At 60.9% G+C, this 12,935-nt stretch carries 11 protein-coding genes and 2 pseudogenes; 11 read left to right on the top strand and 2 right to left on the bottom strand.

Annotation, left to right across the window (positions count from 1 at the left end; all coding sequences use genetic code 11):
• The first annotated feature begins 89 nt into the window (after positions 1-89).
• The 5 genes from N181_RS13785 (at position 90) to N181_RS13765 (ending at position 6,518) form a co-directional block, all read left to right on the top strand.
• Complete coding sequence (locus N181_RS13785) at positions 90-1,364, top strand: ABC transporter substrate-binding protein (protein WP_037433015.1); 1,275 nt, start codon at positions 90-92, stop codon at positions 1,362-1,364.
• A gap of 93 nt (positions 1,365-1,457) precedes the next feature.
• On the top strand, positions 1,458-2,357 hold the full coding sequence (locus tag N181_RS13780) for a carbohydrate ABC transporter permease (RefSeq protein WP_037433011.1): 900 nt from the start codon (positions 1,458-1,460) through the stop codon (positions 2,355-2,357).
• Positions 2,354-3,175, top strand: coding sequence for a carbohydrate ABC transporter permease (locus N181_RS13775; RefSeq protein WP_037433009.1), 822 nt, complete (start codon positions 2,354-2,356; stop codon positions 3,173-3,175). The genes N181_RS13780 and N181_RS13775 overlap by 4 nt, the downstream gene beginning before the upstream one ends.
• Positions 3,176-3,183: 8 nt before the next feature.
• Positions 3,184-5,448: a glycoside hydrolase family 2 protein gene (locus N181_RS13770; protein WP_037433007.1), complete on the top strand. Its 2,265-nt coding sequence runs from the start codon at positions 3,184-3,186 to the stop codon at positions 5,446-5,448.
• On the top strand, positions 5,445-6,518 hold the full coding sequence (locus N181_RS13765) for an ABC transporter ATP-binding protein (protein ID WP_037400841.1): 1,074 nt from the start codon (positions 5,445-5,447) through the stop codon (positions 6,516-6,518). Before N181_RS13770 ends, N181_RS13765 begins: the two co-directional genes overlap by 4 nt.
• Positions 6,519-6,931: 413 nt before the next feature.
• Here the strand turns inward: N181_RS13765 and N181_RS13760 are convergent.
• Positions 6,932-7,912, bottom strand: a pseudogene (locus N181_RS13760) (nucleotidyltransferase and HEPN domain-containing protein).
• 328 nt (positions 7,913-8,240) lie between these two features.
• Here N181_RS13760 and N181_RS13755 point away from each other — a divergent pair.
• Entirely contained in the window at positions 8,241-8,897 is a 657-nt protein-coding gene (locus N181_RS13755) for a DUF433 domain-containing protein (protein WP_080577776.1), read from the top strand.
• Positions 8,898-9,284: 387 nt separating this feature from the next.
• Positions 9,285-9,664: pseudogene (locus tag N181_RS13745) on the top strand (adenosine-specific kinase); the annotation flags it as partial.
• Positions 9,665-10,270: 606 nt separating this feature from the next.
• Here the strand turns inward: N181_RS13745 and N181_RS13740 are convergent.
• Positions 10,271-10,936 carry a DUF1326 domain-containing protein gene (locus tag N181_RS13740; protein ID WP_037400838.1) on the bottom strand — a complete coding sequence of 222 codons (666 nt, stop codon included), beginning with the start codon at positions 10,934-10,936 and terminating at the stop codon, positions 10,271-10,273.
• Between the two features lie 171 nt (positions 10,937-11,107).
• Between N181_RS13740 and N181_RS13735 the strand changes: the two genes are divergently transcribed.
• From N181_RS13735 to N181_RS13730, 4 genes are all read left to right on the top strand, one after another.
• The gene (locus tag N181_RS13735) at positions 11,108-11,809 is read left to right on the top strand and encodes a winged helix-turn-helix transcriptional regulator (protein ID WP_037400835.1); all 702 of its coding nucleotides are present in this window, start codon (positions 11,108-11,110) and stop codon (positions 11,807-11,809) included.
• Positions 11,810-11,956: 147 nt separating this feature from the next.
• Complete coding sequence (locus N181_RS34765; RefSeq protein WP_141322364.1) at positions 11,957-12,058, top strand: SAM-dependent chlorinase/fluorinase; 102 nt, start codon at positions 11,957-11,959, stop codon at positions 12,056-12,058.
• Between the two features lie 14 nt (positions 12,059-12,072).
• A complete protein-coding gene (locus N181_RS33110; protein ID WP_153451367.1) occupies positions 12,073-12,222 on the top strand; it encodes a hypothetical protein in 150 nt (49 codons plus the stop codon).
• A gap of 28 nt (positions 12,223-12,250) precedes the next feature.
• Positions 12,251-12,592: a 4a-hydroxytetrahydrobiopterin dehydratase gene (locus N181_RS13730; RefSeq protein WP_037400832.1), complete on the top strand. Its 342-nt coding sequence runs from the start codon at positions 12,251-12,253 to the stop codon at positions 12,590-12,592.
• Positions 12,593-12,935 lie beyond the last annotated feature (343 nt).

The raw sequence follows: 12,935 nt of genomic DNA, 5'->3' as shown, positions 1-12,935 counted from the left end.
AAATATTGCGTCCCCTCCGATTTTAGGAAATACTCCGCCCCAGAGACAGAGAGGACTGTCTCGGGGAACGAACCTTGAGGGAGGAATGCATGGATATTTTCGCGCGTGCCCATCTGCCGCGGATCGCCGCTCTGGCGCTTGCGAGCGCGAGCTTTCTGGCGGTGACCGCCGCCGAGGCGAAGGAAATCACCATCTGGTGCTGGGATCCGAACTTCAACGTCGCGATCATGAAGGAAGCGGGCGCCCGCTATACCAAGACGCATCCGGATGTCACCTTCAATGTCGTCGATTTCGCCAAGACCGACGTCGAGCAAAAGCTCCAGACGGGCCTTGCCTCCGGCACCGCCGACGCGCTGCCCGATATTGTCCTGATCGAGGACTACGGCGCGCAGAAATACCTGCAATCCTTCCCGGGCGCCTTTGCGGCCCTATCCGGTACTGTCGATTACTCCGGTTTCGCGCCGTACAAGGTCGAGGTGATGACCGTCGACGGCCAGATCTATGGCATGCCCTTCGATTCCGGCGTCACCGGTCTCTACTATCGCAAGGACTACCTCGAGCAGGCTGGCTTCAAGCCCGAGGACATGCAGAACCTTACCTGGGATCGTTTCATCGAGATCGGCAGCCAAGTCGAGGCGAAGACCGGCAAGAAGATGATGGGCCTCGACCCGAACGATGGCGGCCTCGTCCGCATCATCATGCAGTCGGCCGGCCAATGGTATTTCGACAAGGAAGGCAAGCCGAACATCACCGGCAATCCGGCGCTGAAGGCGGCAGTCGAGACCATGGGCAAGATCATGTCCGCCAATATCTACAAGCCGGCCAACGGCTGGTCCGACTGGGTCGGCACCTTCACCTCCGGCGACGTTGCCACCGTCGTCACCGGTGTGTGGATCACCGGCACCGTCAAGGCGCAGCCGGACCAGGCCGGCAAATGGGGTGTGGCGCCGATCCCGGCGCTGTCGATCGAAGGCGCGACGCATGCCTCGAACCTCGGCGGATCGAGCTGGTACGTGCTTGAAAGCTCGGCTGAAAAAGCCGAAGCGATCGACTTCCTGAACGAGATCTACGGCAAGGACATCGATTTCTACCAGAAGATCCTGCAGGAGCGCGGTGCCGTCGGCTCGCTGCTCGCCGCCCGCGGCGGCGCGGCCTACGAGGCCGCCGATCCGTTCTTCGGCGGCGAGAAAGTCTGGCAGAACTTCTCCGACTGGCTGGTGAAGGTACCGTCGGTCAACTACGGCGTCTTCACCAACGAGGCGGATCTCGCGGTCACCGCGCAATTGCCGGCGTTGACGCAGGGCATGCCGGTCGACGACGCGCTGAAGGCGATCGAGTCCGAAATCAGCGGACATATCCAATAACCGAGCCAACGCGCGGCAGGCCCGACCGCCTGCCGCTCGCGGCCGTGGCGGGTGCGCCACGGCCAGTACCCCCCGTTTTCGATGAGGTTGACGATGGCTCTGGCGCGCCGCGGCGGCATCGGCCGATATTATGACGTCAATGGCTGGCTCTTCGTCGCGCCGGCGCTCGGGCTGATCGCCCTCTTCATGGTCTATCCGATCGTCTGGTCGCTCTGGATGTCCTTCCAGTCCGGCCGTGGCATGATGATGAAGTTCGCCGGCTTTTCAAATATCGTCCGCCTCTGGAACGATCCGGTGTTCATCAAGGCGCTGACCAACACGATGACCTATTTCGTCGTGCAGGTGCCGATCATGATCCTGCTGGCGCTGATCCTGGCGTCGCTCCTGAACAATCCGCGGCTCGTCGGCCGGGCCTTCTTCCGCACCGCGATCTTCCTGCCCTGCGTCACATCGCTCGTCGCCTATTCGGTGCTCTTCAAGGGCATGTTCGCGTTCGGCGGCATCGTCAATTCAACGCTGCAGGCAATCGGCATCATTGCCTCGCCGATCCCGTGGCAGACGCATCCCTTCTGGGCGAAGGCGCTCGTCATCATCGCCATCACCTGGCGCTGGACCGGCTACAACATGATCTTCTATCTGGCGGCACTGCAAAACATCGACAGGTCGATCTACGAAGTAGCGCGGATTGACGGCGTCCCGGCCTGGGCGCGCTTCACCCACATCACCATACCGCTCCTGAAGCCCGTCATCCTGTTCACCACGGTGATCTCGACGATCGGCACGCTGCAGCTCTTCGACGAGGTCTATAACCTCACCGAGGGCAAGGGCGGGCCGTCGAATGCGACGCTGACACTGTCGCTCTATATCTACAACTTGACCTTCCGCTTCATGCCGAACTTCGGCTATGCGGCGACGGTTTCCTACGTGATTGTCGTGCTCGTTGCCCTGCTCGCCTTCCTGCAGTTCTTCCTCGCCCGGGAGCGCGACCGATGAGAAACAACCCGGCAAATATCGCGTCTGCCGTCCTCACCTATGGCTTCGTCGGGCTGATGGCTTTCCTCTCCATCTTCCCCTTCATCTGGATGGCGTTCGGCGCGACCAATTCGTCGATCGACATCATCAAGGGCCGGCTCCTGCCCGGCGAGGCGCTGGCAACGAATATCGCCAACTTCTTCACCTTGGTGAACGTGCCGCTGGTCTTCTGGAATTCGGCCAAGGTCACCATCTTCGCGACAGTGCTTACGCTGGCCGTCTCGTCGCTCGCCGGCTACGGTTTCGAGATCTTCCGATCACGCCACCGCGAGCGCCTTTACCGGGCCATGCTGCTAACGCTGATGATCCCCTTCGCGGCGCTGATGATCCCGCTGTTCATCATGATGGGCAAGATGGACCTCATCAACACGCATATCGCCGTCGTGCTGCCGACGATCGGCTCGGCCTTCATCGTCTTCTATTTCCGCCAGTGCACCAAGGCGTTCCCCTCTGAACTGCGCGACGCTGCGAAGGTCGACGGCCTGAAAGAGTGGCAGATCTTCCTCTACATCTATGTGCCGGTGATGCGCTCGACCTATGCAGCGGCCTTCATCATCGTCTTCATGACCGCCTGGAACAACTATCTCTGGCCGCTGATCGTGCTGCAGTCCAACGAGACGAAGACGATCACGCTGGTCATCTCGTCGCTCGCCTCGGCCTATTACCCCGACTACGGGGTGGTGATGGTCGGCACGATCCTCGCGACGCTGCCCACGCTTACCGTCTTCTTCTTCATGCAACGCCAATTCGTCCAGGGCATGCTGGGCTCAGTTAAATAGGAACGATGATGCGCTCTGTCACTTCATTCAATGATTCATGGGTCTTTTCCGAAGGCTTCAACGCCGCCGATGCCGGCAAGCCGCAAACCGGTGATCCCGTCAGCCTGCCGCACAATGCGGTCGAGCTGCCCTTCAACTATTTCGACGAGACCTCCTACCAGCGCGCCTTCACCTATCAGAAGATCATCACCTGGCATCCCGACTTCGCCGGCCGCGAGGTGTCGATCGTCTTCGACGCGGCGATGGCGGATGCCGTCGTCTACTTGAACGGCGAGGAGATCGTCGCCCACAAGGACGGCTACACCCCGTTCGAGGCCCGCCTGACCGGGCGCCTCAAGGAAGGCGACAACCTGATCACCGTCAAGATCGACGGCAGCGAGAATCCGGAGATCCCGCCCTTTGGCGGCCGGATCGACTACCTCACCTATGCCGGCATCTATCGCGACGTCTGGCTGAAGCTCACCGATCCGGTGTCGATCGCCAATATCAAGATCGAGCCCCGCGACGTGCTGTCCGACACGAAGGCGGTCGCCGTTCGCTGCGACCTCGCCAATCCGCAGGGCATCGCCATCGCCGCCACGGTGACGGCCCTCTTGCGAGACGCCGATGGCGAGGTTCTCGCCGAGGCGGTCGCCGAGACAAGCGGCGAGAGCGTCACCCTCGATATGACCGGCCTCAAGGGCTTGTCGCTCTGGGATATCGACGCTCCGGTGCTCTATCAGGTGGACGTCCAGCTCCGCACCGATCATGGCCGCGACCGGCTTGCATCGCGTTTCGGCTTCCGCACCGCGGAGTTCACCGTAGACGGCTTCCGGCTGAACGGCCGGCCGCTCAAGATCCGCGGCCTCAATCGCCACCAGGCCTTCCCCTATGTCGGCTATGCGATGGGGCGCAGCGCGCAGGAGCGCGATGCGGAACTCTTGAAGCACAAGCTCCATTGCAATCTCGTCCGCACCTCACACTATCCGCAGTCGAAGTGGTTCCTCGACCATTGCGACCGCATCGGCCTGCTCGTCTTCGAGGAAATCCCCGGCTGGCAGCACATCGGCGGCGAGGCCTGGAAGCAGGAGGCGATCCAGAACGTCCGCCGGATGATCGAGCGCGACTGGAACCATCCCTCGATCGTCATCTGGGGCGTCAGGATCAACGAGTCGCAGGATTCGCATGACTTCTACGTCGAGACAAACCGCCTCGCCCGCGAACTCGACCCGACACGGCAGACGGGCGGCGTGCGCTACATCACCGACAGCGAATTCCTCGAGGACGTCTACACGATGAACGACTTCATCCTCGGCAACGAGGAGCTGCCCGGCTCGAACCGCCCGCGCACGGCGCTCCGCCCGCAGCAGGAATGCACCGGGCTTTCCCGCAAGGTGCCTTATCTCATCACCGAATTCGGCGGCCACATGTATCCGACGAAGATCTACGACCAGGAGCAGCGGCAGGCCGAACATGTCCGCCGCCATCTCGAAGTGCTGAACGCAGCGCATGGTGACGCGAGCATTTCCGGCGCGATCGGCTGGTGCATGTTCGACTACAACACCCACAAGGATTTCGGCTCCGGCGACCGGATCTGCTATCACGGCGTCATGGACATGTTCCGCGAGCCGAAGTTCGCCGCTTTTGTCTACGCCAGCCAATGCGAGCCGTCCGAAGAAGTGGTGATGAAGCCGGTCACCTTCTGGGCGCGCGGCGAGCGCAATATCGGCGGTGTGCTGCCCTTGATCGTGCTGACCAATTGCGACGAGATCGAACTGAAATACGGCTCGCTTACGAAGCGCGTCGGTCCGGACCGCGAGACCTTCCCGCACCTGCCGCACGCCCCTGTGGTCATCGACCACCGCCACTTCACCAAGGACGAGCTCGGTGTCTGGGGCATGAAATGGGAAAGTGCCGAATTCACCGGCTTCATCGGCGGCAAGGCGGTCGCCCATCTCCGGATGGTCGCCGATCCCGTGCCGATGACGCTCGAAGTAGAGGCCGACAGCAAGACGCTCAGGACCGAGGAGCGCGACAGTGTCCGCGTCATCGTCCGCGCCCTCGACCAGGTCGGCAACGTCCTTCCCTTCCTCAATGATGCCGTCGATATCGCGGTTGACGGTCCGGCGCGGCTCATCGGGCCAAGCCAGCTCGTCTTCCAAGGCGGCTCGACCGGTTTCTGGCTGGAATCGACGGGTGTCGCCGGCAATATCCGCGTCATCGTCACCTCATCTCGTCTCGGCACTGCCAGGGTCGAGCTCTCCGCCACAGCAGATGGGGTGGCGAGGGCATGAGTGAGCTGCAACTCAACGGCGTCCGCAAGTCCTATGGCGGTTTCGAAGTCATCAAGGGTGTCGATCTCGATATCAAATCCGGCGAGTTCGTCGTCTTCGTCGGGCCGTCCGGCTGCGGCAAGTCGACCCTGCTCCGGATGATCGCCGGGCTCGAGGAAATCACTTTCGGGGACCTGACAATCGACGACGTGCTGATGAACGATGTCGATCCCTCGAAGCGCGGCATCGCCATGGTCTTCCAGTCCTATGCGCTCTACCCGCATATGACCGTCCGGGAGAACATGGGCTTTGCCTTGCGCTTCGCCGGCGTCCCGAAGGCGGAGATCCAAAAGCGCGTAATGGAGGCCGCGAACATCCTCGAACTCGGTCCGCTGCTCGACCGCAAGCCGAAGCAGCTTTCCGGCGGCCAGCGCCAGCGCGTCGCGATCGGCCGGGCGATCGTCCGGCATCCAAAAATCTTCCTCTTCGACGAACCGCTGTCGAACCTCGATGCGGAACTTCGCGTCCACATGCGCATCGAGATCGCCAGGCTGCACAAGCAGCTTGCCGCCACGATTGTCTATGTGACGCACGACCAGGTCGAAGCGATGACGCTTGCCGACAAGATCGTCGTCATGCGCGGCGGCGTGGTCGAGCAGGTCGGCTCGCCGCTCGATCTCTACGACGATCCCGCCAATCTCTTCGTCGCCGGCTTCATCGGCTCGCCGAAGATGAATTTCTTGAAGGGCATGATCGAGACCGGCGAGGGAGGAACCTTTGCGCGCCTGCCGGACTACGCAGACGCGAGAATCCCCATCAGTCTTCGGGAAGCGACCCCGGGAACGCCGGTGACGGTCGGCATTCGTCCCGAACACTTCAAGGAGCACGGCACCGCAAGCCTGGACCTGACGATCGACATGCTGGAGCATCTCGGCGGCGAGACCTTCGCCTACGCCCGCCATGGCAATGGCGAGCTTGTGATCATCGAGACGAAAAACGGCCGTGGCCTCAAATCCAGCGACCATATCACCGCCCGCTTCGATCCGGGCTGCGCCCTGGTATTCGACGAAAGCGGCAAGCGGCTGCGGTAAATGGTTCAAGGCCTTGGGGGGCAAGATGCGGAACGCGTCGCCGCCTCTCGCGTCCCGTTCATCGGAACAGCTGCGAATTCTGCGGTCAATGATTAAATCGCATAATTGATGTGCGGACCATCCAAGGCCAGTATGAGATCCGCAATCTTGATGACGCGTTGAAGCAGCGCTTACGCGTCATCCTGCGCCGCACTGTCGACCGACGAAGGGCGGCCGCGCAATCTCGCTACGGCGATCCGAGCCCGCATTGCGCTGCTCGGAGGAATCGAATTCGACCTGCCCGCTCGCGAACCAATTCGCGGAGCTCCGGCTTCGTCGGTGTGATTATCTCTCGGAACTGCTGCATCCCCGCCCCGGCCCTAGTCAGACGCCGATGGAGGCTTTGCAGCACGGTCATCGCCCGCAGGTAGGCCTCACCTTACGCCGTTTACCTTTGCCAATTCCGCCAGCCGCTCCCTGCAGCTCCCTTCAACAAGGCGATGCAGATGTTCGGTGCGCTCAAGAAGCCAGCCAAGCGCTTCCTCTGTGATTTCGAAGTGCTTGGAATAGCGCGCCTTCACATAAGCCTCGTTGAGGATGTTGTACCACGCGATAGATCGGTGCTGGTCGCGCGGTCAAGCATCGATAAGCCGACGATCTTTATCTTCAGCAAGGCCGCGGAGGAACTTGAGATTGTGGGACGGCGGGCTGTAGTTGGCGAGAGTTAGGAGGACCGTTGAGTATGCGTGCTCGGTAGCCTGATTTAAGCTAAAGGCTGCGAGACGCGCCCATTCCGGCGCGTCGCCTATTTGTCCGGCTTGCCAATGCGCAGTCCGCAGCATCAACCGGGCTTCCGGAAATAGTCTCTCGAAATGCTCCCTTGCCACTCGAAGCGCATCGTCGGGTGAGAGCCGTTTCGGTTCCGCCAGCGGCCGGTCGTCGAGTTCATAGAGAACGATGCCCTCGCGCAGGATGTCGACAAAGAAATACTGCCCGTCCGCCAAAAAGTTGTTCACCTCCCTGGCGCCATGGATGATCAGACCGACGGGAGTCGAGACCCCCTTGTCCCACATCAATCGGTCGGTCGCTTTTTCCCAGTATTCGGGTTCGGCGAGTTTCTTCGAATTGACGATAACAAGAATGTCGTAGTCGGAACGGTAGCCCTTCATCGTGTGCGGCTCGTCGACGAAGGTGCCGCGGGCATAGGAGCCGAACAGAATGATCTTCAGAATCCGGCCGCGCTTCTTGAAGGCGGCCGAGCTCCCCTCGAGCGCATCGGCGAACTCCTCGTGGATGACCTCGACGACGCGGGCAAGCTCACGCTGCTCAAGGCCCAAAAGGCCGGGTGTGAGCGGTGCGTGTTGCACTTCTCCGCCATGGGCATCGTCTTCGCGGTGGTGTTGACGGAGGAACATGCAAGGTCTCGCGGCGTTGACGATTAATGCGATCCCAGGCGGCCACCGAGAACACCGTCATGGGTTGCGGACATCACCTTTCAGGGAGAAGAGTTTGCGAACTCGTTCTGCTTTTGCGGTGATGTGCTATCGCGGTCTCCGTCCGTAGTGTCACAAAGTCTCGTCGCATCAGGCGGCAGTTGGATCTCAAAGTCGGCCATCGCAAGAAACCCGGCGGTCGTTCGGGTGTCGCGGGCGTCCCGCCATCAGGCGGCGCTAGCCGTTCCTCGTCAGGGCCTTGATGTCTCCGCCTGCAAATTATATATTCCGACACATCGGAAGAATTAATATGGAGGCTCACATGCCCGCAGTTGCGGAAATGCTGAAGGCGAGCGAGGCTGCCGTTGTGTCGCGCGTGAGCCTACGCGACGTCAATCGCGTCATCGACGAGCACATTCTCCCCGAAGCCTTCGTCTCGCTCGACAACGGTCGCCATGTCCTGGCCGGGGCCTGCTCGTTCATCGCCTTCTATTTCGAGAGCGCCCGCCGCCTCACCTCGGAAGAACGACTGTTTGCCATCCGGACGGCAGAGGGTCGCCTAACAAAAGCGCGCACGCTCCCGTGGTCCGCCCTGTTGCGCGAGGACTGGACCGTGCATCACGATTTTCTGACGATCGATCTTATGCCCTTTATGAGAGGTGCGAGCGAACGGCTGGCCGATCTTGCCGCAGCGCGAGATATTGTCACATCCTCGCCGGACATCCTTGGAGGTACGCCTGTCGTCCGGGGCACCCGCGTTCCGGTCTATGATGTTGCCACATCCGTAGCGGCCGGCCATTCGACGAAACGCATCCTCGAAACCTGGCCTAGCCTCGACGCAGAGAAAATCAGGCTCGCTTCAATCTATGCTGAAGCCAACCCCTTGCGTGGCCGGCCGCGCGTCTTCCGCGACCTTCCCGAAGGCTCGGTCATCATCACAGATCGTCGCGTCCCCCGTCGCAGGTAGACGGGATGAAGTTTCTGATCGATGAGTGCCTCACTCCTGAACTGGCCAAAATGGCAATGGAAAAAGGTTACGGCGAAACCAGCCATGTCGTCTGGATGAAACTCGGCGGCTGAAGGACTGGGAGCTCAAACCGATCATTCTTGAAGGCGACTGGACGTTCGTCACGAAGAACTCGGTCGATTTCCGGGGGCCAAAGACAAGCCAGGAACGAAGGGGCAATATGCCGACGTCGCCATCCATGCCGGGCTGATCTTCCTTAACGGCCCACCCAGCATGGACCTCGATATGCAGATCGAGCTGTTCGAGCAGGCATTGATCGAACTCAACAATGACGAAGATCTTGTCAATCGGGTGCTGGAAGTTTCCCTCGAAAAACGAGGCGCTGGTGGCGCGGTTCCTGGCATTCGCTTCGGGCTGGCCTTCTGCGAGGCCTCTGGTAAGCGGCTGGTGCGCTTGTCGGGTAATGACGAAGCCGTGATCGCCCTCGCACGCGAAAACGCATTGGCCATTGGCGCTGGCCACACCTTCCTGATCTTCCTGGGCGGCGGATTCTTTCCCGTTAACGTCCTGGCTGCGGTGCGTGCAGTGCCAGAGGTCTCCCGCATTTACTGCGCGACGGCCAACCCGACACAGGTGATCGTCGCGCAAACGGAGCTGGGCCGCGGCGTGCCCGGCGTGGTGGATGGCGCCTCTCCGCTGGGTGTCGAAACCGACGCCGACATTGCCTGGCGGAAAGACCTCTGCGCAATATCGGCTACAAACTGTAGTGGCTTGTCGCTTGGCATTTAGGTCTTCCTCAATAAGGTTCATTCGCTGTTGTAGACGATGCCGCTATGGGCGGGCGCGCGAACGAATGCCACCCGAATCTTGGATCCGGCGACGGGCCACGTGATCTCGCCGGTCGTGGGCGCCCACTATGCATCAAGCCGAGGGGAATGCTTTTCCCAGACCAGGCCGGGAAGGTGTAGGCTTCACCAGATTTCACGGTTAAGCGCAGCCTTGCCGGGGGATCCTTCGGAGCCAGGACGCTTCGAGACTGCTACGAGACATGAGTTGCGCAAGCAGCCGGGGATAGATTGAGAGGATCACCCGAGGGAGGTTTTCCTTCACCGCCACGTCTGGGTGCGTACCGCCAAAAGCGAGGCAGATGAGCATAACCAAGCACAGGCGCGGCGAGCGCGGAAGCCCCTTCGCTCGGAGCTTGACCAATTAACACAGCAGCCACCGAATGCCGGCAACCGGGAGGCCGCAATCGGAGAACTGCGCCCGGCAAACTGCTCCATCTGCCGGCTCACAATCCGGTCGCGCTTAGGGGCGCTCTCGTCGACGGTGTAAATCGACGCCTTTTAGGCCCTCGGAGTCAGCTGGCGATACTACCCAAGCCATGCCGTGAGCCTTGATCTTTCTCGGACCAGGCCATCCTGATTGAAATGGTGAACACAAAAATGCGCCCATGAATCTTCGAACGCCATTTCCATATCACCGGTGACCGCGGTCGTACCGAGCCCGATTTCCGCGTAGGTAAACTCGAAGCTGCCGCTCGGTCGTGCCAGCGCGATGTGGAACGGCTCGCCCGTGAACTCGTTGATTTTCGGGCTGGCGCTGCTCGTTAAGACGCCAGGGATCGCGACCTTCGCGGTTCGCGCGTCCAAGTCCGCCCTGAGATCGATAGGCAGGAACAGCGTCTCGCAAAAGTCCGAGCATGTTGAAGCAAAGACCGCGAAGAGATTGCTAAATGGTCTGCACGCCGCGCCCGAAATGATGATTTCGAGCGCGGACCGTTGACCCTTATCCGCACGCTCGTCGATGATGATCTGACGCCGGCCGTTTCCGTCCTTAATTTCGCCGGGCCACTTGTACAGCGCCGCCCAGTTCAGGCCCACCAGGGACGTGTTCTTGAAGTGGCCTTCAACGATGTTGCCGATGAAGGCCGACTGACAATAGCCCTGGGTGCTCGGCAAATTGAACTGGCAGCCGCAATTCATCGCGCAGCTGCAGTTGTCGTAGGTTTCGCTCTTGAAAAGCCATTGGTCGGCCATTCCCGTGATCCTCCCATTCTTGAGCGCTGATGCTGGCGCAACCATCACGAATGTCGCACAAAGGAGGCAGGGAGCTCTAGTTCAGGAATTGAACTGCCCGGTATACAATCTGAACTAGCCAAGATCCGTCATCTGCCGTAGCGTCAGGTGAACTTGGTGAGGAGGCTCATCATGGCACAAGCGAGCTATGGACAGTTCTGTCCGGTCGCGTTGGCTGCCGAGGTGCTATGCACGCGCTGGACGGTCGTGCTCGTGCGTGAATTGGTGGCTGGCTCGACCCGCTTCAACGATCTGCGTCGCGGCGTGCCGCGCATGTCGCCGGCGCTGCTAGTCAAACGGCTGCGCGACCTCGAGGAGGCCGGCATCGTCCGTCGTGTTGCTTCGCGGACCGAGCCGGGAATTCTTGAGTATCACCTAACGCCCGCCGGACGGGACTTGAAGCCGGTGGTCGAGGCGATTGGCATATGGGGCCAGCGCTGGTTCGAGGCCGATGTCTCCCTGCAACATCTCGATCCGTCGCTGTTGATGTGGGACATGCACCGCAATCTCGACCCCACGACGTTGCCGCCGCGGCGCTGCGTGATTCAATTCCTATACCCCGAGCTGCCTGCCGCTCGCCGGCGGTGGTGGCTTCTCATCGAGCCTGGCGTCGAGGTGGATCTCTGCTCGGTCGATCCCGGCTTCGATATCGACCTGTACGTCACCACCGACCTGCGCACCATGACTGCCATCTGGATGGGGCAGACGACCGTCCGTCAGGCGATGAGCGATGGAAAGCTCGTGCTCACCGGTGATCGTCAGGTCGCCAGCCAGATGTATGCTTGGCTTGGCCTGAGCCCCTTCGCGACGGAAAAGAAGCTGGTTTCCGCATAGCGGGTGGGGCTCATCGCCGTGGCGCGTCAGGGAATGGCGCAACGCCGAGGTAGACGGTGCTTGCAACGAATTTCGGCTTGCCACCCGGCAGAGACTTCGCCCCGATCCAGCTTGCATCCCCCCGCTCCTCAGAGGCAAACTGGCCACATGATGCTGTTCACCGATTTCGGCCTCAGCGCGGTCAACCAGGGGCGTGCGGACAGCGAGCTTGGCCTCGCGGTCGGTAGCACGGTCGAGATCTCCTCTTGAGGAGGCCGGCCGGAATGCCAAAACATAATGACGACATCAGAGCCGGAGCGGCCGAAGCCGCCGAAGCGTTCTGGCAAGCGCAGGAGCCCGCCAACCAATGTCTTGCCGACCAGATCCGCAAAGGTCTGCGCAAGCACCATGTTAGCAAAGACCGGGTGCGTTGACCGGAGCCAGCTCCAGAAGGAGGAACTTATGATCGAGAATATCGCGAAGAAGACCTGCACGCCCTGCCGCGGCGGCATCCCGCCGCTGACCAGGGACGAAGCCGCCGGATATCTTTCGCAGACACCCGGTTGGGGCCTCCTGGACGACGGGCATCTAATCCGCCGCAAGTTCAAGTTCGACGATTTCCAACAGGCGCTGGCCTTCGTCGACGAGGTCGGTCGGCTGGCGGAAGAGGAGGGGCATCACCCCGACATTTGCTTCGGCTGGGGCTATGCGGAGGTCTCGCTGCAGACCCACAAGATCAAGGGCCTGCACGAGAATGATTTCATTTTGGCGGCGAAGATCAACCACCTGCCAAGGGCATCCTGAATTTCAGGCGAGTCCGGCTTGCCAATGTCAGCCTTGTCCGCGATTGCGCCGTTTCGGGAATTCGGTTGCCCCAATCTGTGCGAAGACGCGGATCCGCAAGGGACGGAACGTCATGTCGCTCTCCTCATGGACAAAACAGATTTTTCAAGAGGTCCTCCTCGCCGCATTCGGAGCGAACCGACGGGGGGCGCGTCGACCCTTTCGGCATCGCGCGCAAATCGATCTGGTTTTTGTCTTTTTGAGTTTCAAGAGGGAACTGTTTGCTCTACGGAGGATATAGCTATGAGAACGAACCCATAACATCGTCAAACTTGGCGAAGATGCGTACCGCATCGCCATCGTG

This window comes from Sinorhizobium fredii USDA 205 (assembly GCF_001461695.1).
GTDB lineage: Bacteria > Pseudomonadota > Alphaproteobacteria > Rhizobiales > Rhizobiaceae > Sinorhizobium > Sinorhizobium fredii.
Note: the sequence above shows the minus strand (reverse complement) of the source record. Positions and strands in the feature narration are given on the sequence as shown.

Coding starts and splice junctions, on each gene's coding strand:
- N181_RS13785 (WP_037433015.1), top strand. CDS start 90: ATGGATATTTTCGCGCGTGCCCATCTGCCGCGGATCGCCGCTCTGGCG.
- N181_RS13780 (WP_037433011.1), top strand. CDS start 1,458: ATGGCTCTGGCGCGCCGCGGCGGCATCGGCCGATATTATGACGTCAAT.
- N181_RS13775 (WP_037433009.1), top strand. CDS start 2,354: ATGAGAAACAACCCGGCAAATATCGCGTCTGCCGTCCTCACCTATGGC.
- N181_RS13770 (WP_037433007.1), top strand. CDS start 3,184: ATGCGCTCTGTCACTTCATTCAATGATTCATGGGTCTTTTCCGAAGGC.
- N181_RS13765 (WP_037400841.1), top strand. CDS start 5,445: ATGAGTGAGCTGCAACTCAACGGCGTCCGCAAGTCCTATGGCGGTTTC.
- N181_RS13755 (WP_080577776.1), top strand. CDS start 8,241: ATGGAGGCTCACATGCCCGCAGTTGCGGAAATGCTGAAGGCGAGCGAG.
- N181_RS13740 (WP_037400838.1), bottom strand. CDS start 10,936: ATGGCCGACCAATGGCTTTTCAAGAGCGAAACCTACGACAACTGCAGC.
- N181_RS13735 (WP_037400835.1), top strand. CDS start 11,108: ATGGCACAAGCGAGCTATGGACAGTTCTGTCCGGTCGCGTTGGCTGCC.
- N181_RS34765 (WP_141322364.1), top strand. CDS start 11,957: ATGATGCTGTTCACCGATTTCGGCCTCAGCGCGGTCAACCAGGGGCGT.
- N181_RS33110 (WP_153451367.1), top strand. CDS start 12,073: ATGCCAAAACATAATGACGACATCAGAGCCGGAGCGGCCGAAGCCGCC.
- N181_RS13730 (WP_037400832.1), top strand. CDS start 12,251: ATGATCGAGAATATCGCGAAGAAGACCTGCACGCCCTGCCGCGGCGGC.